The sequence below is a fragment of the Humitalea rosea genome (genome assembly GCF_003253705.1).
GTDB lineage: Bacteria > Pseudomonadota > Alphaproteobacteria > Acetobacterales > Acetobacteraceae > Humitalea > Humitalea rosea.
The window spans coordinates 1-21,297 of record NZ_QKYU01000005.1 but is presented as its reverse complement, the minus strand read 5'-3'; the positions used below and the strand labels follow the sequence as shown (position 1 = coordinate 21,297).

Below are 21,297 nucleotides of genomic sequence, written 5' to 3'. Positions count from 1 at the left end.
ACGAGGTGCATTCGCGGCCGTCGACTTTGCCGAGGAGCCCCCGATGAACGCGATCCCCCCTTCCCCCCCTCTCGCCAAGCGCAGCGAGAAGGGGCTGCTCACGCCCGACAATTGCGTCGTCGCGATGATCGACCTGCAGCCGCAGATGCTGTTCGGCGTCTGCAACTTCGATCGCCAGACGGTGATCAACAACAACCTGCTGCTGGGCAAGGCCGCGCGGGTCTTCGGCGTGCCGACGGTGCTTTCGACGGTCGAGACCAAATCCTTCAGCGGCCTGATGTGGCCGCAGATGCAGGCCGTCTTCCCCGACCAGACGCCGATCGAACGCTCGACCATGAATTCCTGGGATGACGCCAACTTCGTCGCCGCCATCGAGAAGACCGGCCGCAAGAAGATCGTGCTCACCGGGCTCTGGACGGAAACCTGCGTGGCGCTGCCGACGATCCAGGCGCTGCATGATGGCTACGAGGTCTACGTCGTGGAGGATTGCTGCGGCGACGTCAGCGCGCTGTCGCACGAGAATGCGATGAAGCGGGTGATCCAGGCCGGGGCGAAGCCCGTCACCGCATTGTCGGTGATGCTGGAATGGCAGCGCGACTGGGCCCTGCGCGAGACCTATGACGCGGTGATGGACATCGTGAAGACCCATTGCGGCGCCTACGGCGTCGGCGTCGAATACGCCTACACCATGCTGCATGGCGCGCCCGAGACGACCTGGCCGCCCTATGTCGTCCCCGCCCTCGCGCCGCATGGCTGAAGCACCGCGCGGCATGACCCTATACCTGACCGCGCTTGGCGCCGGCGTTCTTGTCGGCATCATCTACGGCGTGCTCCAGGTGCGTTCGCCGGCACCACCGGTGGTGGCGCTGGTCGGGCTGCTCGGCATCCTCGCCGGGGAGCAGATCGTGCCGCTCGCGCGGCGGGTGCTGGAGGGGCGGCCGGTCGATCTCGCCTGGATCCGAAGCGGCTGTCTCCCGCATGTCTTCGGGCGGCTGCCAGGTGCGGATCGCGGGCCGGATGGTCCTGCCTAGCGCATGATCCGCGCCCCGACGCCGGCTGCCGCGCTGGCCCTGCTGGCGCGGCTCGGGTTGGCCTCGCCCTATCTGCTGGGTGGTTGGAACGCCCTCCCCCGCCTGGCCGCAAGCCCCCTCGATGCGGCGGTGATCCTGCTGCAATGCGGGGGAGCGATGGCCCTGGTCGCCGGTGGGCAGGCCGCGGGCGTCGGCGCCGCGGCCCTCGCGGGCTTCACCCTGATCGGGGTGGCCTGGGCCGAGACGGGGCCGGCGCCCCATCAGGGCGCCATGTCCAGCGACCTCGCGATCGTGGGCGGGTTGATCCTCGCCGCCCTCGCCTCGCGCAAAGACGCCAAACCGAGGACAGATGCATGACCGCGCCAGCACCCAATGCCTTCGCCCCCCTGCGGCAGCGCACCTTCGCGATCATCTGGGCAGCGACGGTCGTCGGCAACATCGGCGTCTTCATGCGCGATGTCGCCAGCAGTTGGCTGGTCGCTGAGATCTCCGGCTCGCCCGCCGCCGTTGCACTGGTGCAGGCGGCCTCGACCTTGCCGATCTTCCTGCTCGGGATACCGGCCGGGGTGCTCGCCGATATCCTCGATCGCCGGCGGCTGCTGATCGGGACGCAGATCGGGCTCGCCCTGGTCAGCGGGCTGCTCGCGGTGCTGGCGCTGACCGGCGGGCTGGATGTGACCCTGTTGGTGGTGCTGACCTTCGTCGGCGGGCTGGGGGCGGCGCTCGCGGGGCCGAACTGGCAGGCGATCGTGCCCGAGCTGGTGCCGAAGCCGCTGCTGCGCGACGCGGTGGCGCTGAACTCGCTCGGCTTCAACATCGCCCGCGCCATCGGGCCGGCGCTTGGCGGCGTCGTGCTGGTCACCTTCGGCGCGGCCGCGACCTATGGCGCGGATGTGCTGAGCTATGTCGCGGTGCTGGGCGCGCTGCTGTGGTGGCGGCGGCCGGAGCGGAAGCGCGACGGCCTGTCCGAGCATTTCGGCGGGGGGCTGCGCGCCGGGCTGCGCTTCGCCCGCGCCAGCCGCGAACTGCACCGGGTGCTGACGCGCGCCGTGATCTTCTTCGTCTGCGCCAGCGCGGTCTGGGCGCTGCTGCCGCTGGTGGCGCGGAATCTGATGGGCGGCGGGGCCGGGTTCTACGGGCTCCTGCTCGGCGGCATCGGCGGGGGCGCGGTGGCGGGCGCACTGGTCCTGCCCCGGGTGCGGCGGCATTTGTCGGCCGATGGCATCCTGCTGGGTGCGGCGATCTGCGTGGCGGCGGTGATGCTGGCGCTCGCCCTGCGGCCGCCGCAGGCGCTGGGCCTGGCCATCGCGGTGGTGCTGGGTGCTGCCTGGATCGCAGCCCTGACCACCTTCAACGGCATCATCCAGGCGGTGCTGCCGGATTGGGTGAGAGGGCGCGGGCTCGCGATCTACCTCACCACCTTCAGCGGCGCGGCGACGCTGGGCAGCCTCGCCTGGGGTGCGCTGGCCGAGGCGACCGGCGTCGCCGGGGCGCTGGTGGCCGGGGCGGCGGCGCTGGTAGTGCTGGCCGCGACCGCCGGCCGCCTGCGGCTGCCCTCCGGCGAGGCGGACCTCGCCCCCGCGCTGCACTGGCCGGAACCGGAGCTGAACGGCCCGGTCGAGGGCGATCGCGGCCCGGTGCTGATCCTCGTCGAATACCGCATCGACGCGGCCGATGGCCCGGCCTTCCGGGCGGCGCTGCACCAGCTTGCGAGCGAACGCCGCCGCGATGGCGCCTATGCCTGGGGCCTCACCGAGGATGCGGCGGCACCGGGGCAGATCGTCGAATGGTTCCTGGTCGAATCCTGGGCCGAGCACCTGCGGCAGCACCATCGCGTCTCGGCGGCGGATGCCGATGTCCAGGCCGAGGCCCGCCGCTTCCACATCGGCCCCGAGGCGCCCGTGGTGCGGCATTTGCTGGCGCTGCCGCCGGCTTAGGCAGCACCGCAGGACAAGCAGCTTCGCGCAATGATTCGCCAAGCCCGCGACGGCCGCAGCGCCGATGCTGCGGCGCTGGACTGATCCAGATCCTATGGAGGCGTTGGCGATGGTCGATCCCGTGCATGGCCTGTCCTTCCCGCCGGGCTTCCGCCTGCGGGACATCGCGCTCGATGGCGTCACGCTGCATGTCCGCACCGGTGGCCAGGGCCCGGCGGTGCTGTTGCTGCACGGCTATGGCGAGACCGGCGACATGTGGGCCCCGATGGCCGCCGAGCTTGCCCATACCCACAGCCTGATCATCCCCGATCTGCGCGGCATGGGCCTCTCCTCCCGCCCCGAGGCCGGATACGACAAGAAGACGCAGGGCCAGGACATGGCGCATCTGCTCGATACGCTCGGCGTCGGGACGGTGAAGCTCGTCACCCACGACATCGGCAACATGGTCGGCTACGCTTTTGCCGCGCAGAATCGTGACCGGGTCACGCGGTTCGCGATCCTGGATGCGCCGCTGCCCGGCGTCGGCCCCTGGGATGAGATCATCCGCAGCAGCGCGCTGTGGCACTTTTCTTTCCGCGGGCCGGATGCGGAGCGGCTGGTGGCGGGGCGGGAGCGGATCTACCTCGACCGCTTCTGGAACGAATTCTCGGCCGATCCGCGACGCTTCGCCGAGGCCTCGCGCGAACACTACGCCGCACTCTATGCGCAGCCTGGCGCGATGCACGCGGGCTTCAACCAGTTCGCGGCCTTCGAGCAGGATGCGCGCGACAACAAGGCCTTCGTCGCGCAGGGGCCGCTCACCATGCCGGTGCTCGCGGTCGGCGGGCAGATGTCCTTCGCCGGCATGATGGCGGTGGTGATGCGCGCCTGTGCCAGCGATGTGCGGGAGGCGGTGATCGCCGATGCCGGTCACTGGCTGATGGAGGAACAGCCGGAGGCGACCATCGCCGCCGTCAGCGCCTTCCTTCAGGCGCCGTAACCGCCGTCGATGTTCAGCGCCGTGCCGGTCACGAACCCGGCCGCGCGATGGCCTGCGGCGATCAGGCGCCGGTGCTGTGCTGGCGCCGCCAGGCGTTCGGGCTTTCGCCCATGATCTGGCGGAACAGGCGGGAGAGATGCGCCTGGTCGGCCAGGCCGCAGGCGATGGCGATCTGCGCCAGCGGCTGGTCGGTGGTCAGCATCAGCTCCTGCGCCCGCTCCATCCGCTTGCGCAGCACATAGGCGTAGGGCGATTGCCCGAAGCTGACCTTGAAGGCGCGGCCGAAGTGGTAGGCGCTGAGCCGCACCGTCTCCGCCAGCTCCGCGACATGCAGGGGGCCGTCCAGCTTCGCGTCGATCTGCATGGCGACGCGCCGCATCTGCCACGGCGCCAGCCCGCCGCGCGTGACCGCGGGCGGCCGCGCCCGGGTGGGGCTGTCCGCCAGCAGGGCGGTGGCGCGCGCGAGCAGGCGGCGGGCGCCGTCGCGGTCCACCTCCATCGCGCGCCCGGCGGTATCGAGCAGGCGGGTGATGACCATGGCGAGGCTAGGAGTCGCACCATCCGCCCCCCTCGGGGGGGAAGGGGGGAGGAGGCGTTCCGGCAGGGCGGCTGACATATCGGGATCTTCCTCGGCTTGCGCCCCGGCCCGGATCGCGGTGCGCCTGGGGCGCGATCCGCTGCATGGGTGGGACGGTTGGCGTCCACCGAAGACTTGACCGTTCGGTCACCCTGACGCGAGTTAATGGTTGTGAAATCCTGCCGTGGCGGCCTTACGCAAGGCGATCCCTATGGGATGGGCCGTAAGCCCATAATATCGGTCAATTCATCGGCGCGGGGCTGATAGCTGAGCCCCCCGCGCATGGCCCAGATATTCACCTGATGATGCAAGGGCAGCAGCGCCACATCCTCGGCCAGGGCCAGTTGTGTCGCCTGCCGCCACAGGCGCTGCCGGGGGGCATCCTCGATCGTCATCAACGCCTGATCGACCAGCGCATCGACCTGCGGATTGCCATAGCCGGTGGGGTTCATCGAGCCTCGGCCGCGTGCCGCGTCCCGCGTCGCCAGCAACGAGGTGAAATGCGTGTTCGGCTCGCCGGAGGAGGTGCCCCAGCCGCTCAGCCCGGCGCTGAACCCGGCGCCGGCGAAGCGGCGGAAATACACCGCCGAGGGCATCGCCTCGACCATGGTGCGGACGCCGATGCGCTCCCACATCTGCGCCACCGCCTGGAGGATCCTGTCGTCGTTGACGAGCCGGTCGTTCGGCCCCGCGAGGGTGAGCGTGAAGCCCCCGCCCCAACCGGCCTCCGCCAGCAGGCGCCGCGCCAGAGCTGGGTCGTAGGGATCGGGCGCCAGCGCGGGGTCGGCGCTCGGCAGGTCGCGGGCCAGGAACTGGCCGGTCGGCACGCCCTGCCCGTCCATCACCTGCGCCACCAGCCCAGGCCGGTTGATGCCGACCGACAGCGCGCGGCGGACCCGCACATCCTTCAGCGGATTGCGCGCCATCGGCCGCCCGGCCGCATCGGCCACGCCGGGCGACACATCGCGCCCGAGGTCGAGCGCGATGTAGATGAAGCGCACGCTGGCCCGGCGCGCGATGGAGATGCCCGGCGCCGCCTCCAGCCGCGCCACGTCGCGGGTCGGCACCGCCTCGATCAGATCGGCATCGCCGGCGAGCAGGGCGGCGGTGCGCGATGCGTCATTGGGCAGGATCTGGAACACCACCCGGGTCCAGGGCTCGGCCGGTTGTTCGGGGTGGCGGCGGCGCTGCCACCAGTCATCCGCGCGCACCAGCGTCACCCCGCCACCAGGCGCATAGCTCTGCAAGCGATAGGGGCCGCTGCCGATGGCGGCGGTGCCGGCGTTGAAATCGGCGGTGGCGGCGCCGCGCGCGACCGTCTCGGGGATGATCAGGATCGTCGGCAGGTTGCCGGGCAGCAGCGGCGCGGGCCCATGCGTCCGCAGCCGCAGGGTCAGGGCGTCCACCACCTCGATCGTCGCGATCTCGGTGATGAAGGGCGTCCAGCGGCCCGGGCTGTTCGGGATGGTGGCGGCACGGCTCAGGCTGGCGGCGGCATCGGCCGCCGTCACCGGCGCGCCATCCTGGAAGCGCGCCTCCGGGTCCATATGGAACTCCCAGCCATCGGCCGCGGGCAGCGCCACCCAGTCCCGCGCCAGGGTCGGCCGCAGCACCAGATCCGCGCCGCGCGTCACCAGCCCTTCATAGACATGCCGCTGCAAGGCGATGCTCGGGGCATGGGCATGGAAATGCGGATCGAAGCTGGTCGGCGGCGCGGCGAGGCCGACGGTCAGGTCCCGCGAGCCGGCGGCCCCGGCGAGACAGGCCCCGAACAGGCCGGCGAGAAGCATGGTGACGCTGTGGCGCGATGGCATGTCGGTCGTGCTCCGGCAGGTCGGGCCCATACGGGAAGGTGGCGGGCGCACTGATGGACCGTTCGGTCGGAAACGGCCAGCCGTATCATTCCACCGCGTGATGCGCCGCCAGCAGGCCACGCGCCGCCGTCAGATCCGCCGTGGCCAGGCCTTCGGTGAAACTCTCGAACAGGCCCGCCAACAGCGCCCGGCCCTCGCCCGCGCGCGGGCCATCGCGCCAGAGGCGGAACAGGCTCATCGCCACGCGCAGCGCCCAGGCCGATGCGCCCTGCGACCGGGCAAGCGCCAGCGCCCGCAGGAACAGCGCCTCGGCCTCGGCCGCGGGGGCGCCGTCCGCCAGAAGCACCTCGCCCTGCAGGCGGAGGAGTTCCGGCTCATACCAGGCCTCGCCGCTCCGGCGCGCCTGGGCCAGGGCGCGGCCGATGACCGCCAGCGCCTCCCCCCGCTGCCCGATGCCGGCGTGCCCCTCGACCAGCCCGGCGACGAAGGGACCGAAGCGGGCGCTGAACGAGGTCGGGCTCATCGCCGCGATGCCGTCCCGCAGCCGGGCAAGCCCGGCCGCCACATCGCCGCGCCGGATCGCCAGGACACCCTCCCCCGCGACATTCCACAGCGCCCAGGGGCCATGGACGGGCGCCAGATCGCGCAATTGCGCCAGGGCCTCCTCCTCCTCGGCCAGGATGCCGCGCAGATGGGTGACGGGGATCAGGGCGCGGGTCACGGCGAAGAATTGCGATGGCACATGCCCCACCGCGCGCGCCGCCGCGACCGCCCGATGCGCCATGTCGAGCGCCTGGTCAGGCTGGCCGGTCAGCCACAGCACCTGGGCGAGGGTCGAGATCGCCATGGTCCTCGGGTCGAAGTTGAAGCGGACGATATGCGCCCAGCCCTCGGGCGCGATGTAGCGCTCAAGCATCCGCTCGACATGCCATCGCGCGCCCGGCTGATCGCCTTGCAGATGCAGCACATAGCCGATGATCCGCTCGGCGATCGCCGCCTCCGACGGATCGGGCAGGGTCGCGGCCACCTGCGCGAAGCGTCGCGCCAGCGTCAACGAGCGGTGCAGGTCGTCGCTCATGGCGCTCGTGATCAGCCCGCCCAACGCACGAAGCTGGAAATCCACGTTTCCCAGGGCCTCGGCGATGGCAAGGGAGGTGGTCCAGGCGCTGACCATCACATCGCGCTCGCCCCGGTGCAGCGCGGCGCTGCCGAGGGCGGCATGCAGGCGCATCGCATCCTCGGACGGCCGCCCCTCTTCCGTCAGCGCCGCCAGGGCCTGTTCGGTCACGAAGCGGCATTCGTCGAACAGCGAGAATTGCAGGAACACCGGACCGCCGGCCACCGCCAGCGCGAGGGCGATCGCCCGGTCGCCCTCCGGCCCCAGGGCCCATGCCAAGGCACTGCGCAGATTGTCGAGGTCGCGTTCGAAGCCGGCAACAAGCTCGGCCGCGTCAGGCCCGTCCCATCGCGATGCCGCGGCGCGCAGCGTGTCGCGGAAGTAGCTCGCATGCACGCGCGCCACCGCCGCCAACTCCCCCGCCTCGGCCAGCTTTTCCAGCAGATAGGTCCGGGTGGTGTCGAGCAGGCGATAGCGGGTCTGCGGCCGGCTGATGTCCACGGTGATGAGGGATTTGTCGGCGAGGTCGGCGATGTCGTTGAAGAAGGTCGCGGCGGTGCTGCCGGCGGGCTGGGCGACGGCCGTCGCTGCTTCCAGCGTGAAGGACCCGCGCAGCACCGACAGCCGCCGCATGATCTCCCGCTCACGCGGCGAAAGGAGCTGGCAGCTCCAGTCCAGCGTGGCCCGCAGCGTGCGGTGGCGCGGCAGCGCGGTGCGCCGGCCCTTGACCAGCAGCTCGAAGCGGTCGTCGATGCGGGCCGCCAGCTCGCGCAGACCGAGCGCGCCGACGCCCGCCGCCGCCAGTTCCAGCGCCAGCGGAATGCCTTCGAGCCGGCGGCAGATGTCGGCGGCGAAGGGCGCATCCGCATCCGTCAGCACGAAGCCATCCTGGCTGGCCGAGGCGCGTTCCACGAAAAGCTGCACGGCGGGCGAGGCCATCGCCTCCCGCGCCGTGAGCTGGGTGCGCGGCGGCAGGTCCATGGACGGCAGCCGGTACACCCATTCCCCCTCGGCCCGCAGCCGCTCCCGGCTGGTCGCAAGGATGCGGACGCCGGGGGCGGCGCGCAGCAGCGCCTCCGCCAGCGGGCTCACCGCCTCCAGCAGATGTTCGCAGCTGTCCAGCACGATCAGCATCTGCATCTCGCGCAGGAAATGGGTCAGCCCGGCGATCCCGGCCTCCGTCCCGGCCGGGACGCGAAGGGCCGCGCGCAGCGCGCCGCACACCAGGTCCGGATGCGCCAGGGCGCCGAAATCGACCAGGCAGGCGTGGTGGATGAAGCAAGGCGCGAGCTGGCCGGCGACGGCCAGGGCCACCGTCGTCTTGCCGACGCCGCCCGCGCCCACGATGGTCACCAGGCGGCGCTGCTGCAACTGGGCCACCAATGCGGCGACCTCCCCACCACGGCCGATGATCCGGCTGAGCGCGGTGGGCAGGGTATAGGGCCTGATGCCATCCGGGGCCGGCGCGGCCTCCGGCCCGGGCCGGTCGATCGCCGCGACGGGGGCCACGAAGCTGTAGCCGCGCCCCGCGACGTTGATGATGTAACGCGCGCCGCTGTCGCTCTCGCCGAGCACCTTGCGCAAGGCCGCGACCTGCACGCGCAGGTTCGTCTCCTCGATGGCGAGGTTGGGCCAGGCCTGCGCCATCAGCTCATCCTTGGCGACCACCTGGCCGGCGCGCTGGGCGAGCAAGGTCAGGATATCGAGGGCCCGTCCGCCGAGCCGAACCGGCTGATCGCCTTCGAGCAGAAGCTTCTGCGTGACGAACAATTGGAAGGGGCCGAACCCCAGAACGCCCTGGGCCAGGTTGTTCTGTTCCGCCACAACCCGCTCCCGGCCTCGATTCCGCGCCCGGATGCCGTGACCGGCCCTGGGCGCGATGCTGCCAGCCGTCGGGCTGGCACCGCAGGATTAGAGCGAAGCGGGCGCGAAGTCACATGCGGGTGGAGGCGGGGCCACCCGAAGGCGGCCCCGCGCCCCGGGGGGCGTCAGCGGTTGGGGGTGCCGACGTTGCCATCGCGCGGCGCGCCATAGCCTGCCGTGCCCGGCTCCTCGCCGGTGTGGAGGATATAGACCGGACCACCGGCGAAGACGGGACGCCCGTTGCCGTAGGTCACGCGGAACTCGCCATTGCCGGTGCTCTCGATGCGGGTGACGCCGCCGCCGACCACGGGCATGCAGTTCATGTTGTAGACGATCTCGGCACTTTCGCCGGAACCGCGGGTTTCCTGGACCTGGCAGCTCATCAGGGTCGCGGGCGGGGTCGCGGCCGGGGCGGGGGCCTGGGCCGAAGCCGACTGCGCGGCGGCGGCGAGCAGCAGGACGGCGGCGAGTTTGACGGCGTGGTTCATGGCTTGGGTCTCCTGAGGCGGGTGATGGGGTTGGCCGGTCTCACGCTTTGACGAAGGCGAGCAGATCGGCGTTGAGCTGGTCCTTGTGCGTATCCGTCACGGCATGCGGCGCGCCCGGATAGACCTTCAGCGTGGCATGGGGGACGAGACGGGCGGAGGCGCGCCCCGCGGCGTCGATCGGCACGATCTGATCGGCATCGCCGTGGACGATCAGGGTCGGCTTGTCGAACTTCTTCAGATCCTCGGTGAAGTCGGTTTCCGAGAAGGCCTTGATGCAGTCGAACGCGTTCTTGTGGCCGGACTGCATGCCCTGGAACCAGAAGGCGTCCCGCATGCCCTGCGTGCCGCGCGGATCCGGCTTGTTGAAGCCGAAGAACGGCGTCGTCAGATCCTTGTAGAACTGCGAGCGGTCCTTCAGCGATCCGGCACGGATGCCGTCAAACACCTCGATCGGCAGCCCGCCCGGATTGCCTTCGGTCTTCAGCATCTGCGGCGGCACGGAGCTGACAAGGACAAGCTGCGCGACCCGGCCGGTGCCGTGGCGGCCGACGTAGCGCGCCACTTCGCCGCCGCCGGTGGAGAAGCCGATCAAGGTGGCATCACGCAAGTCGAGCGCATTGATCAGATCCGCCAGGTCATCGGCGTAATGATCCATGTCATTGCCGTCCCAGGGCTGGCTGGATCGGCCATGGCCACGGCGATCATGCGCGATGACGCGGAAGCCATTGGCGCCGAGATGCAGCATCTGCGCCTCCCAGCTATCCGCGTTCAGCGGCCAGCCATGGCAGAACACCACGGGGCGGCCATGGCCCCAGTCCTTGTAATAGATCTCGGTGCCATCGCGGGTGGTGAGTGTCGTCACTGTGCGTTTCCTTTCGGCATGGGGGGGCGGCGTCGGGGATGCCGCCATCTGGGCCTGGGCGGATGGCGCAAGGACCGTCGTCGCGGCGGCGGCACCAAGACCAAGCAGGATGTCCCGCCGCAGGGTCGCGGCATCGGGCGGCAGGCTCTCGGTCGTCATCGGATCAACGCTCCTTCGCAGGCACGAATGCGGGCGGATCCGATGCCCCGCCGGTGCGGAACGAGGCGGATGCGCGCTGCTATCGTGGCTTCCTGTCGGGAACCCTATGCGCCGCCCGGTGCGGCGGCTTGCGCGGTACTGCCGCGATTTGGCGGGGGCTGCTGCCGTCCGCGCGGCCGGACGCCGGAGCGACGCTTTGGCCCGCGACAGCGCGCTGAACAGGGGCAGGGCGGTGAGCAGCGCCTGATCATGGACCAGGCGCTGCGATCAGCGATCGGCGATCGGCGATCAGGAGCGCATCACCGCGGCGCGCGCGGACGGGCCCGGCCGGGCTGCCAACCCGCATCGGTTTAGTTAGGTGTTGAGCGTGGGCGCCGTCGGTCCCCAGGCCGCCAACAGCGCCTGTTCATCGAAGAACTGGCCCGAAACGGTGTTGCGGCCCGCGGATTTCGACAGGTAGAGCTGGCTGTCGGCGGCCCGGATCCAGTTTTCGGGATCGATGCCGGCGCGGCAGGTCGCCGTCGCCACGCCAACGCTGACGGTCACGAAGGGCGCGACGTCGGAGCGTTCATGCGGAATGCCCAGGGCCTGGATACGATCGCGGATATTGTAGGCGACCTCCATCGCCTCCGCATGGCTCACACCGGGAAGCACGCAGGCGAATTCCTCGCCGCCGAAGCGCGCGGCCAGATGCGACGCCCGGCGTATCGCGCGGTTCAGCGTCGCCGCGACCATGGTGATGCAGCGGTCACCGGCGTTGTGGCCGTAATTATCGTTGAAGCGTTTGAAGAAATCGATGTCGAGGAGAATGATCGAGAGCTCGGCGCTGGCGCGGGCAAGGCGTGCCGCCTCATGCGCCAGCGTCGTCTCAAGCCGCCGTCGGTTGCCGAGCCCGGTCAGCGCATCCGTCACGGCGAGCCGTGCCAGCTCATCCCGCATCCGCTTCAGCTCAAGGTGGTTGCGGACGCGCGCCTGCACGATCGCCGGTGAGATCGGCTTGGTCACATAGTCGATCGCGCCCAGTTCCAGCCCGTGCACCTCGGCGGCCTGGTCGTTGAGCGCCGTGGTGAAGATGATCGGGACATCCGCCATCGTCGGGTCCGCCTTGAGCTGCCGGCAGACCTCATAGCCGTCCATGCCCGACATCAGCACATCGAGCAGGATGAGGTCGGGCAGTTCGGCCCGGGCGACCGTCATTGCGTCCTCGCCGGAGGTGGCGAAGCAGATCTCATAGCTGTCCTCGAGCGCGGCGCTCAGGATTTCCACATTGGCGAGTTCGTCATCGACGATCAGGATGAGCGACCTTGTGCTGATCATGACACCTTCTCCGCCGGGTGGGCATTGGGCTGACTGATCTCATCGAGCGATGCCAGCGCCGCGGCATAGTCCAGCCGGGCGACGGCGGTCGAGATCGCCAGGAAGCGGGCGCCCTCGGGCGTGCCGCCGAGTGCTGCCTTCACCCCATCGGCCGCCTGGCGGGCGCGGAGGCTGCGGCGTTCCAGCAATCCCCTGAGTTCGCCGAGCAGGCCCTGGACGGTGCTGAAATCGAGGACGGCCTCCGTGGCCACGGGCTCGGCCACGACCGGCGTCGTCGGCAACAGGGAGCGCGCCGCGGCGATGGCCGGGGCGAGAGCCTCCTGAAGCGCCTGGTGCAGCGGCGCGAAGCGCTGCGTCTCCCCTTGGGCGATGGCATCCTCGAGCGCGCCAGCGGCCTCGGCCACGTCGCGTGCCTCCAACGACCCGGCAACGCCGCGCAGCGTATGGGCGAGCCGACGCGCCTCGACGAGTTGCCCCTGCGCCATCTGTTCCGTGAGCCTTGGCATGGTATCGCCGAAGGTGGTGGCAAAATCCGCGATCAGCTTGTGCAGCAGCTTCCGCTTGCCGTTCAGCCGCAGCAACGCGGCCTCGATATCGAAGGGCGGCAGGTGCTCGGGCAGCGCCGGCTCCGCCACCGTCGTGGCCACCGGGGCCGCGACCACCGGGCGCTGGTGGCGCTCCGGCTTCAGCCAACGGTCGAGAGTGGCGATCAGGACCACGGGATCGACCGGCTTGGCGACATGGTCGTTCATGCCGACCTCGACGCAGCGTCGCCGTTCCTGGTCATAGGCATGCGCGGTCATCGCGATGATCGGAAGCTCCTGCGCGGAGATGCGGGCGCGGATCAGCGTCGTCGCCTCGATTCCATCCATCTCCGGCATCTGTAGATCCATCAGCACCGCGGCATAGCTGGCCCCGGCGGCGAAAACCTTTTCGCAGGCGATACGGCCGTTCTCGGCCATGTCGACGACGAGCCCGGCGTCCGTCAGGATCTCGCGGGCGACTTCGCTGTTGATCTCATTGTCCTCGACCAGCAGGACGCGTGAGCCACGCAGCGCCGGGGCGACCTTGGGGATCGGATCGGCGGCGACGGCCATGGCGATGGCTGCATCGGGGCGGAACAGCTTCGCGATGGCTTCCCGCAGTTGATCGGCATTGAAGGGCTTCACGAGGAAGGCCGAGACGCCGATGGCCCGGGATTGCAGTATGATCTCCTCACGCTCATAGGCGCTGATCATGATGATGGCGGGCGGCTTGCGCTGAGATGTGCCGGCAAGAATGCGCTGGGCAGCCTCCAGCCCATCCATCCCCGGCATCTTCCAATCGATCAACAAAAGGTCGTAGCCGTCGCCACGCTCCGCCGCGGCGTCCAGCTCGCTCAAGGCTTCCATGGCGGAGGCGGCGAGCACGGCCCGGACCGACCAGGTCGCGAACATTTCCTCCAGGATCTGGCGGGAGGCGGCGTTGTCATCCACGATCATGACGCGCAGGCGCTTCAGCTCCTCGGCCGGCATGGCCTCGGGTGCCGCCATCTCCTCGCCGAGGCCGAAGGACGCGGTGAAGCGGAAGACGCTGCCATGGCCCGGCGTGCTCTCGACGTCGATGCTGCCGCCCATCAGCTCAACGAGCTGCCTGGTGATGGCGAGGCCAAGCCCGGTGCCGCCGAACCTGCGGGTCATCGAGCTGTCGGCCTGGGTGAAGGAGTTGAACAGGGCCTGCTTCTGCTCCGCGGTGATGCCGATGCCGCTGTCGGCGACGAGGATCTCGAGCATCACGGTCTTGCCCCGGGCCGGGAGTGGACGGACGTGGACCTTGACCTCACCGGCCGGGGTGAATTTCACAGCATTGGTCAGCAGGTTCAGCAGGATCTGGTTGAGCCGCAGCGCATCGCCGACCAGGATCGCCGGCACCGCCGGATCGATTGTCACATGCAGCGCGATCGACTTCTCCGCCGCCCGCAGAGCGGCGATGGCGACCGCGGCATCGAGCGACGTGCGGAGATTGAAGGGCATGTGCTCCAGCACAAGCTTGCCGGCCTCGATCTTGGAAAAGTCGAGGATGTCGTTGATCAGGACAAGCAGGGCGCCGCTCGCGGACCTGATCTTCTGCACGTAATCGCGCTGCTTCGGCGTCATGCCGGTGCGGAGCGCGAGATGGCTGAAGCCCAGGATCGCGTTCATCGGCGTGCGGATTTCGTGGCTCATATTCGCCAGGAAAAGGCTCTTGGCGACATTTGCCGCATCGGCCTCGCGCGTGCGGGCGCGGACCCGCCCTTCCAACGTCGCGTTCTGCTCCATGATCTCGCTGGACATGGCCGCAATACGCTGGAAGGCCCGCACCAAAGTGATGCTCAGCCAGATCAGGATGCCGCTTTGTAGCGCCACGATGGCGATGTGCAGGTAGACGCGCCCGATCTCGGGCCCATCGGGGAAGATGGCGTAGGGCAGGATGAAGTTCAGCACGACGTGGTGCACGACGATGGAGAGTGCGGCCACCACCACCACCCGCCAGTCGCACCAGCCGATCAGCAGGGCCAGGGCCGCGAAGAAGTACATGTGCATGTCCATCTGCCAGGGATTCCCCGCGAGCAGGTAAACAAGCAGCGCCGGCTGGCCCATGAGCACAACGGCCGAGACATAGCGCGTGACCGTCGCAATGCCGCGTCGGCGCCAGTAATAATGGAGCACCGCCACCAGCGCCCCCGCGAAAGCCATCGACGCCAGGGCGGGGCGATGCACGTACATCGCCACCAGCCCGATCAACGGCACATGCAGCCACAGCAGCAGCACGAGATGCCCCGCGAAACGCGTCCGCAACCGTTCGAGTTCCAGCATGCTCGTGTGCCCTTCAGCTCTGCGCCGGATGGTGCGCGGCGGCAATGCCGAGGCAGCCGCGCAGCACGATCGGGTCCAGCACCAACCAGGCGCCGGCGCGGTAGAGATCGCTGCTGAACGTCGCGCTGTCGGACTGTGCGATGATGACGTTGGACAGGCCACCGACATTGACAATGGCCCCATCGGCCGCTGCCACCAATCCGACCATCTCGGCCAGGCCGGCCCAGGGGGCAGCGATGACGGCGTATTGGGTTTGTCCCTCGCGGGGCATGGTGCCGATCAGGAATGCGCCGACAAGCGTCACCAATGACAGCAGTAGCGGGGGCAACAGCGCGGAGCTTTCGCGTCCGGTCGGGCATTGGGGCGACATGCGCACGATCCAATTTGAGAAATCATTGCCGTATCCCAACTACCGACAATGGAATCGGACAACTTCGGGTTGCGATGTAACCTAAAATATACCTCCGTGCGAGAAGATTTTTCACGCGGATCGCCTTCCAACCCATATGAATGGCCGGATACGCGCCGAAATTGGGCCATCATGCCTGGTTCGCGCAGTAGTGCTTGCGCGCCTCTTCAATCCGTCGTGCCGAGACTCTCCGCACACGTCGTCATTGGGGCTTGCCCCCCCTCCCCGCGCCCGTAAGACTGGAGAAAACGGGAGGATTTCCATAATGACCCATCGCATCACGCGCCGCGGCGCCCTCGGCTTGGCTGGCGGCATCGCCGGCACCGTCCTCGCCGCACCGGCGCTCCATGCGCAGGCCGGCTGGCCCAATGGGCCGATCCGGATCGTCGTTCCCTTCGCCCCGGGTGGCTCCACGGACGCCGTGGCGCGGCTGGTCTCGCCCGGGCTGACCCAGAGGCTCGGCCAGAGCGTGGTGGTGGAGAACCGCTCCGGCGCCGCCGGCTCCATCGGCACCGAAGTGGTGGCCCATGCCAAGCCCGACGGCCAGACCTGGCTGCTGACCTTCGACAGCCACGCCGTCATGCCGGCGCTGCTGCCGAGCCTGCCCTTCGACCTGACGCGGGACCTGGACCCGGTGATGCTGATCGGCGGCGCGCCCTATGTGATCGCGACCAAGCCCGACAAGCCCTACCACACCCTCGCCGACCTCGTGAACGCGGCCAAGGCGCGGCCGGATGCGGTCTCCTACGGCTCGACCGGCAATGGCACCATCGGGCATCTGACCATGATGCTGTTGCAGCAGCGGACCGGCACGAAGATGCCGCATATCGCCTATCGTGGCGGCGGTCTTGCGGTGAACGACACCGTCGCCGGGCATGTCGATGTGATGATCGGCAGCGCCGCGTTGCTGGCGCCGCATATCTCGGGTGGGTCGCTGCGGGCCATCGCGCAATTCGGCCCCTCGCGCCTGCCCGGCCTCGCCCAGGTGCAGACCGGCGAGGAAGCCGGCTTCCCTGGCCTGCTGGCCGAGGCCTGGTGGGGCGTCTTCGCCCCCGCCGGCACGCCGGCCCCGATCGTCGCCCGCGTCAACGCGGCCCTTCGTGAGTCGCTCAACGAGGAGCGCGCGCGGAAGATGATGGAAGAGACGCAGCAGGCGCGGCTGGTCCTCTCCAGCCCGGCCGAGTTGAAGACCTTCGTCGATGGCCAAATGGAAACCTGGGGCCAGGTGGTGCGCGACAACGCCATCCGGGCCGATTGAGGATCACCGCATGTCCGCATTTGAACGGCTCTCCGCCGATGTGATCGCGCGCGTCGCGAAGCTGCCGACCTCGGCGGTTTCGGATGCGCTCGACAAGCTGGGCCTCCCGGGGCAGGTCGATGGGTTGCGCCCGATGCTGGCCGGCGCGCGGCTCTGCGGGCAGGCGGTGACGCTGAGCTATCTGCCGATGGGAGCGGCCGGCGGCACGGTGGGGGAATTCCTTCACCTGGCCGAGGCGGGGGATGTCATCTGCATCGATAATCGCGGGCGGCTCGACTGCACGGTCTGGGGCAACATCCTGACCGAGGCCGCGAAGGCGAAGGGCATCGCCGGCACGGTGATCGACGGCGTGAACCGCGATGTCGGGGAAAGCCGCGCCTATGGCTACCCGATCTGGTCCTGCGCCGCGCATTCGCGCACCGGCAAGGATCGCGTCGCCCTGCAGGCGACGAATGTACCGATCGTGCTCGGCCGCGTGCGGGTCGATCCGGGCGACCTGATCTCGGCCGACGACAGTTGCGTCGTCGTCATCCCGCTTGCCCGCGCCGCCGATGTGCTGCGCGTGGCCGAGGAGATCGAGGCCAAGGAAGCGCTGATCCTGCGGGATATCCGCGCCGGCATCGACCTGGCCGAGGCGCGCCGCAGCCATGGGTACCATGCGTTGCAGACCAAGGGAGCCTAGCGCCCTGTAACGCATCGGGCGTCTGGCAACATGCAACCTCCGGAGGCCGTCTTGATCAGGATCAATGCGGCGCTCCCCAGGCGTGCCTAACAGGGCGGCAGGCATTCGCGGGACCACGGAGGCCGGCAGCAAGCCCGCCCCTCCGACGGTCCAAAGCGGGAGCTGCCTATCTCGTCAGACACCCGAGAGGATCGTCATGTCCGCGAATGCACCCAGCGCCACGCCCTCACCTTCCCCCTTCGGAACCGCCCTGCCGCAATGGTGGGTCCATGGAGCGGACCGCGCGGGCGACATGATGTCGCTGCCCTGGAAGGCGTTCTGGGACGCCGGCATCGCCTCGCAAAAGGTGTACACCGAAGCCCTGAACCGCGAGCTGGAGCTGCTTCGCGCGACGCAGCAGCGCTTCGGCAAGAGCTGCCAGGACATCGCCGCCTGCCGCAAGCCGCAGGATATGATGACGATCCAGTCCAGCCTGTTGAGCGAGATGTGCGAGGTCGCCTCCGCCCAGGCCAAGGTCGCCAGCGAAACCGTCGAGCAGCTGCGCGGCTGCTACACAGCGGCGGCCCAGGAGGCCGTCGAGGCACGAAAGGCCTGAGGCGAAAGGGGGAGCGCCCCTGACCTTCGTACCCATTGTCCCCCCTGGCCGCGAGCGCGAGCAATGACGACAATTCAGCCGGCCGTTAGGGCCGTGCGGACGGCTGCGATCTCCACCGAAGCGACACCCGGCGATCTGCTCGCGGCGGCGTTGCGGACGACGGACCTCGCGGCGACCGCGGCCCTGGCCCGCGTCACCTCCGGCCTGTCGCCGGTATCGCTCTATCTCGCCTACGCCGATTGGGCATTGCACCTGGCGATGGCGCCGGGGAAGCGCATGGAGCTCGCGCTCTCCGCGGCGACCAAGGCGGGCCAGTTCATCGGGCAGGCCGCCCTCGCCATCGGCGATCCCGGGAAGGCCGCGCCCATCGCCCTGGTCCCAGGCGACCGCCGCTTCCGCGACAGCGGCTGGCAGGACCAGCCCTACCGGTCCTGGTACGACATGTTCATGCTGTCGCAGCAATGGTGGAGCGAGGCGACGCTGGGCGTGAACGGCGTGGCGCCGCATCATGAGGATGTCGTCGCCTTCACCGCGCGGCAGCTGCTCGACATGGTCTCGCCCTCCAACATCGCGCCCTGCAACCCGGAAATCACGCGGCGCACGATGCAGTCGGGCGGCGCCAACCTCATCGCCGGGGCGGGCAATCTGCTGGGCGATCTCGGCCGTCGCGTGGCCGGCGAGGCAGCGGCCGGCACCGAAGCCTTCCGCCCCGGCCACGAGGTCGCGCAGACCCCGGGCAAGGTGATCCACCGCAACCGCCTCGTCGAGCTGATCCAATACGCGCCGGCGACGGAAAGCGTGCATGCGGAGCCGATCCTGATCGTGCCCGCCTGGATCATGAAATACTACATCCTGGACCTGTCGCCGCATAACTCGCTCATCGGCTATCTGGTGGCGAAGGGACACACGGTGTTCTGCCTGTCCTGGCACAATCCCGATGCCGAGGATCGTGACACATCCTTCGACGATTACCGCCGGCTCGGCATCGCCGAGGCGCTGGATGCGATCGGCGCGGTGTTGCCCGGGCGCCGCGTGCATGGCGTCGGCTATTGCCTGGGCGGCACGCTGCTGACCATCGCCGCCGCCGCGATGGCGCGGGCGGGGGATGAGCGCCTCGCCACGGTGACGCTGCTGGCGGCGCAGACCGATTTCAGCGAGCCCGGCGAACTGCAACTGTTCATCGACCACAGCGAGGTCGCGCTGTTGGAAGGGATGATGTGGGAACGCGGCTTCCTGGACTCCAAGCAGATGGCGGGGGCGTTCCAGATCCTGCAATCGAATGATCTGATCTGGTCGCGCATGGTCCATGACTATCTGATGGGCGACAGCGCGCCGATGATCGACCTGACGGCCTGGAACGCGGATGCGACGCGGATGCCCTACCGCATGCATTCCGAATACCTGCGCCATCTGTTCCTGGAAAACAGCCTGGCCTCCGCAACCTACATCGTGGACGGGCATCCCGTCTCGACCAAGAACATCGAAGCGCCGATCTTCGTTGTGGGCACGGAGCGCGATCACGTCGCGCCCTGGCGTTCTGTGTTCAAGATCCATTATCTCAGCGATGCGGACGTGACCTTCGTCCTGACGAGCGGCGGCCACAATGCCGGCATCGTCAGCGAGCCGGGACATCCGCGGCGGGAATTCCGGCTGCGCCACAAGGCCGCCGCGGATCAATGCGTCAGCCCCGACGAATGGCTGGCACTCACGCCGCCGCAGCCGGGATCCTGGTGGCAGCCTTGGCAGGAATGGCTCGCCGCGCACTCCTCGCCGGCCATGGTGCAGCCGCCGGTCACGGGCGCGGCGCGGCGCGGCTATCCGCCTCTGTGCGATGCCCCCGGCATCTATGTGCACGAGGCATGAGCCCCGCCTTCGATCGCCCGATGGTGGACAACTGCCCCTTCGACGAGATCGCGATCGGCGATACCGCCTCGATCGTCCGCATCGTCGGGCGCGATGACATCGAGCTGTTCGCCGCCGTTTCCGGAGACGTCAATCCGGCGCATATGGATGCGGGCTTCGCCGCGACCGATCCCTTCGGGCATATCGTCGCGCATGGGATGTGGACCGCGGCGCTGATCTCCGCCGTGCTCGGCACGAAACTGCCGGGGCCGGGCACCATTTACCTCGGCCAGGAGCTGCGGTTCCTGAAGCCGGTGGCGCCAGGCGACACCGTCACCGCCTCCGTCCGTGTCGCGGAGAAGCGGCCGGACAAGCGCATCGTGATCCTCGACACCTTCTGCACCAACCAAACGGGCGAGACGGTGCTGTCCGGGATGGCCACCGTCATCGCCCCGGCGGCCAAGCTGTCCTGGCCGCGCGTGCCGCTGCCCGAGGTGATGCTGCAACGCCACGACCGCTACGACCGCTTCATGAAGGAGGCGGTGTGCCGCCCACCGCTGTTGGTCGCCGTCGTGCATCCGTGTTCGCCGGAGGCGATTCTCGGTGCCATCGAGGCCTATGCCGCCGGCCTCGCCGAACCGGTTCTGGTCGGCCCCGAACGCAAGATCCGCGCGGCGGCCGATGCGGCCCAGGTCAGTCTGGACGGCCTCCGCATCGTCAATGTGGAGCATAGCCACGCCGCCGCGGAGCGCGCCGTCGCGATGGCCGCCGCGGGCGAGGTCGCGGCGCTGATGAAGGGAAGCCTGCACAGCGACGAGTTGCTTGGCGCGGTGGTCGCGACCAATTCCGGGCTGCGGACCGAACGCCGCATCAGCCACGCCTATGCCATGGACATCCCGGCCTATCCGAAGCCGTTGGTCATCACCGATGCGGCGATCAACATCGCGCCCACGCTCACCCAGAAGCGCGACATCTGCCAGAATGCCATCGATCTCATGCATGTGCTCGGCGTGGAGCGGCCGCTGGTCGCCGTGCTGGCCGCGGTCGAAACGGTGAACCCGAGCATGCCGGCGACCCTGGATGCCGCGGCGCTGACCGTCATGGCGGCGCGCGGGCAGATCACCGGGGCGCTGGTGGATGGCCCCCTCGCCTTCGACAACGCGATCAGCATGGATGCGGCCAGGATCAAGCAGATCGTCTCCCCCGTCGCCGGCCAGGCGGACATTCTCCTGGTCCCGGATCTGGAATCGGGGAACATGCTCGCCAAGCAGCTGCTCTACTTCGCGGGCGCCATCGCGGCGGGGCTGGTGCTGGGGGCCCGCGTGCCGATCATCCTGACCAGCCGCTCGGATTCCTTGCGCGTGCGGCTTGCTTCGGTGGCGCTCGCACGGCTGGCGGCGGCAGCCTAATGGCTCAGTCAAGCGGCCATTTTGAATCTGGTCTGGAAGGGCGTGCGGTTTTGCACGACGGCCCAGAGCACGTTCACGCGGCGTCTTGCGAGGGCGATGACGGCCTGATGGTGGCGTTTTCCTT

The 21,297-nt window shown here is 69.3% G+C and carries 18 protein-coding genes; 10 read left to right on the top strand and 8 right to left on the bottom strand.

Annotation, left to right across the window (positions count from 1 at the left end; genetic code table 11):
• Positions 1 to 43 precede the first annotated feature (43 nt).
• The 5 genes from C8P66_RS05510 to C8P66_RS05490 all read left to right on the top strand — a co-directional run bounded on the left by C8P66_RS05510 (position 44) and on the right by C8P66_RS05490 (position 3,947).
• Positions 44 to 757, top strand: coding sequence for a hydrolase (locus C8P66_RS05510; RefSeq protein ID WP_111397164.1), 714 nt, complete (start codon positions 44 to 46; stop codon positions 755 to 757).
• Between the two features lie 13 nt (positions 758 to 770).
• The gene (locus C8P66_RS05505) at positions 771 to 1,031 is read left to right on the top strand and encodes a XapX domain-containing protein (protein WP_111397163.1); all 261 of its coding nucleotides are present in this window, start codon (positions 771 to 773) and stop codon (positions 1,029 to 1,031) included.
• A 3-nt stretch (positions 1,032 to 1,034) separates the two neighbouring features.
• The gene (locus C8P66_RS05500) at positions 1,035 to 1,388 is read left to right on the top strand and encodes a hypothetical protein (RefSeq protein ID WP_111397162.1); all 354 of its coding nucleotides are present in this window, start codon (positions 1,035 to 1,037) and stop codon (positions 1,386 to 1,388) included.
• A complete protein-coding gene (locus C8P66_RS05495; protein ID WP_111397161.1) occupies positions 1,385 to 2,968 on the top strand; it encodes an MFS transporter in 1,584 nt (527 codons plus the stop codon). Before C8P66_RS05500 ends, C8P66_RS05495 begins: the two co-directional genes overlap by 4 nt.
• 109 nt (positions 2,969 to 3,077) lie before the next feature.
• Entirely contained in the window at positions 3,078 to 3,947 is an 870-nt protein-coding gene (locus C8P66_RS05490; RefSeq protein WP_211314035.1) for an alpha/beta fold hydrolase, read from the top strand.
• A gap of 61 nt (positions 3,948 to 4,008) precedes the next feature.
• Here C8P66_RS05490 and C8P66_RS05485 read toward each other — a convergent pair whose 3' ends face one another.
• The 8 genes from C8P66_RS05485 to C8P66_RS05450 all read right to left on the bottom strand — a co-directional run bounded on the left by C8P66_RS05485 (position 4,009) and on the right by C8P66_RS05450 (position 15,354).
• A complete protein-coding gene (locus tag C8P66_RS05485) occupies positions 4,009 to 4,485 on the bottom strand; it encodes a helix-turn-helix domain-containing protein (RefSeq protein ID WP_158537106.1) in 477 nt (158 codons plus the stop codon).
• 248 nt (positions 4,486 to 4,733) lie between these two features.
• Complete coding sequence (locus C8P66_RS05480; protein ID WP_158537105.1) at positions 4,734 to 6,338, bottom strand: ABC transporter substrate-binding protein; 1,605 nt, start codon at positions 6,336 to 6,338, stop codon at positions 4,734 to 4,736.
• 85 nt (positions 6,339 to 6,423) lie between these two features.
• A complete protein-coding gene (locus C8P66_RS05475) occupies positions 6,424 to 9,279 on the bottom strand; it encodes an ATP-binding protein (protein WP_111397157.1) in 2,856 nt (951 codons plus the stop codon).
• Positions 9,280 to 9,443: 164 nt separating this feature from the next.
• Entirely contained in the window at positions 9,444 to 9,806 is a 363-nt protein-coding gene (locus tag C8P66_RS05470) for a hypothetical protein (RefSeq protein WP_111397156.1), read from the bottom strand.
• A gap of 40 nt (positions 9,807 to 9,846) precedes the next feature.
• Positions 9,847 to 10,668, bottom strand: a complete 822-nt coding sequence (locus tag C8P66_RS05465; RefSeq protein WP_111397319.1) for an alpha/beta fold hydrolase — start codon at positions 10,666 to 10,668, stop codon at positions 9,847 to 9,849.
• A gap of 513 nt (positions 10,669 to 11,181) precedes the next feature.
• Positions 11,182 to 12,144, bottom strand: a complete 963-nt coding sequence (locus C8P66_RS05460) for a diguanylate cyclase (RefSeq protein ID WP_111397155.1) — start codon at positions 12,142 to 12,144, stop codon at positions 11,182 to 11,184.
• The gene (locus C8P66_RS05455; RefSeq protein ID WP_111397154.1) at positions 12,141 to 14,978 is read right to left on the bottom strand and encodes a response regulator; all 2,838 of its coding nucleotides are present in this window, start codon (positions 14,976 to 14,978) and stop codon (positions 12,141 to 12,143) included. Before C8P66_RS05455 ends, C8P66_RS05460 begins: the two co-directional genes overlap by 4 nt.
• A 13-nt stretch (positions 14,979 to 14,991) precedes the next feature.
• Positions 14,992 to 15,354: a hypothetical protein gene (locus tag C8P66_RS05450; protein ID WP_211314034.1), complete on the bottom strand. Its 363-nt coding sequence runs from the start codon at positions 15,352 to 15,354 to the stop codon at positions 14,992 to 14,994.
• 298 nt (positions 15,355 to 15,652) lie between these two features.
• Between C8P66_RS05450 and C8P66_RS05445 the strand changes: the two genes are divergently transcribed.
• From C8P66_RS05445 to C8P66_RS05425, 5 genes are all read left to right on the top strand, one after another.
• On the top strand, positions 15,653 to 16,645 hold the full coding sequence (locus tag C8P66_RS05445; protein ID WP_111397153.1) for a Bug family tripartite tricarboxylate transporter substrate binding protein: 993 nt from the start codon (positions 15,653 to 15,655) through the stop codon (positions 16,643 to 16,645).
• A 10-nt stretch (positions 16,646 to 16,655) separates the two neighbouring features.
• Positions 16,656 to 17,327, top strand: coding sequence for an RraA family protein (locus C8P66_RS05440; RefSeq protein WP_111397152.1), 672 nt, complete (start codon positions 16,656 to 16,658; stop codon positions 17,325 to 17,327).
• Between the two features lie 292 nt (positions 17,328 to 17,619).
• Positions 17,620 to 17,922 carry a phasin family protein gene (locus C8P66_RS23745; RefSeq protein WP_158537104.1) on the top strand — a complete coding sequence of 101 codons (303 nt, stop codon included), beginning with the start codon at positions 17,620 to 17,622 and terminating at the stop codon, positions 17,920 to 17,922.
• Between the two features lie 93 nt (positions 17,923 to 18,015).
• Positions 18,016 to 19,785, top strand: a complete 1,770-nt coding sequence (locus C8P66_RS05430; RefSeq protein ID WP_245903244.1) for a PHA/PHB synthase family protein — start codon at positions 18,016 to 18,018, stop codon at positions 19,783 to 19,785.
• The gene (locus C8P66_RS05425; protein WP_111397149.1) at positions 19,782 to 21,173 is read left to right on the top strand and encodes a bifunctional enoyl-CoA hydratase/phosphate acetyltransferase; all 1,392 of its coding nucleotides are present in this window, start codon (positions 19,782 to 19,784) and stop codon (positions 21,171 to 21,173) included. The genes C8P66_RS05430 and C8P66_RS05425 overlap by 4 nt, the downstream gene beginning before the upstream one ends.
• The last annotated feature ends 124 nt before the right edge of the window (positions 21,174 to 21,297 follow it).

What these genes read in the sequence shown, in the direction of transcription:
- C8P66_RS05510 (WP_111397164.1), top strand. Translation starts at nt 44, where the DNA reads ATGAACGCGATCCCCCCTTCCCCCCCTCTCGCCAAGCGCAGCGAGAAG.
- C8P66_RS05505 (WP_111397163.1), top strand. Translation starts at nt 771, where the DNA reads ATGACCCTATACCTGACCGCGCTTGGCGCCGGCGTTCTTGTCGGCATC.
- C8P66_RS05500 (WP_111397162.1), top strand. Translation starts at nt 1,035, where the DNA reads ATGATCCGCGCCCCGACGCCGGCTGCCGCGCTGGCCCTGCTGGCGCGG.
- C8P66_RS05495 (WP_111397161.1), top strand. Translation starts at nt 1,385, where the DNA reads ATGACCGCGCCAGCACCCAATGCCTTCGCCCCCCTGCGGCAGCGCACC.
- C8P66_RS05490 (WP_211314035.1), top strand. Translation starts at nt 3,078, where the DNA reads ATGGTCGATCCCGTGCATGGCCTGTCCTTCCCGCCGGGCTTCCGCCTG.
- C8P66_RS05485 (WP_158537106.1), bottom strand. Translation starts at nt 4,485, where the DNA reads ATGGTCATCACCCGCCTGCTCGATACCGCCGGGCGCGCGATGGAGGTG.
- C8P66_RS05480 (WP_158537105.1), bottom strand. Translation starts at nt 6,338, where the DNA reads ATGCCATCGCGCCACAGCGTCACCATGCTTCTCGCCGGCCTGTTCGGG.
- C8P66_RS05470 (WP_111397156.1), bottom strand. Translation starts at nt 9,806, where the DNA reads ATGAACCACGCCGTCAAACTCGCCGCCGTCCTGCTGCTCGCCGCCGCC.
- C8P66_RS05460 (WP_111397155.1), bottom strand. Translation starts at nt 12,144, where the DNA reads ATGATCAGCACAAGGTCGCTCATCCTGATCGTCGATGACGAACTCGCC.
- C8P66_RS05455 (WP_111397154.1), bottom strand. Translation starts at nt 14,978, where the DNA reads ATGCTGGAACTCGAACGGTTGCGGACGCGTTTCGCGGGGCATCTCGTG.
- C8P66_RS05445 (WP_111397153.1), top strand. Translation starts at nt 15,653, where the DNA reads ATGACCCATCGCATCACGCGCCGCGGCGCCCTCGGCTTGGCTGGCGGC.
- C8P66_RS05440 (WP_111397152.1), top strand. Translation starts at nt 16,656, where the DNA reads ATGTCCGCATTTGAACGGCTCTCCGCCGATGTGATCGCGCGCGTCGCG.
- C8P66_RS23745 (WP_158537104.1), top strand. Translation starts at nt 17,620, where the DNA reads ATGATGTCGCTGCCCTGGAAGGCGTTCTGGGACGCCGGCATCGCCTCG.
- C8P66_RS05425 (WP_111397149.1), top strand. Translation starts at nt 19,782, where the DNA reads ATGAGCCCCGCCTTCGATCGCCCGATGGTGGACAACTGCCCCTTCGAC.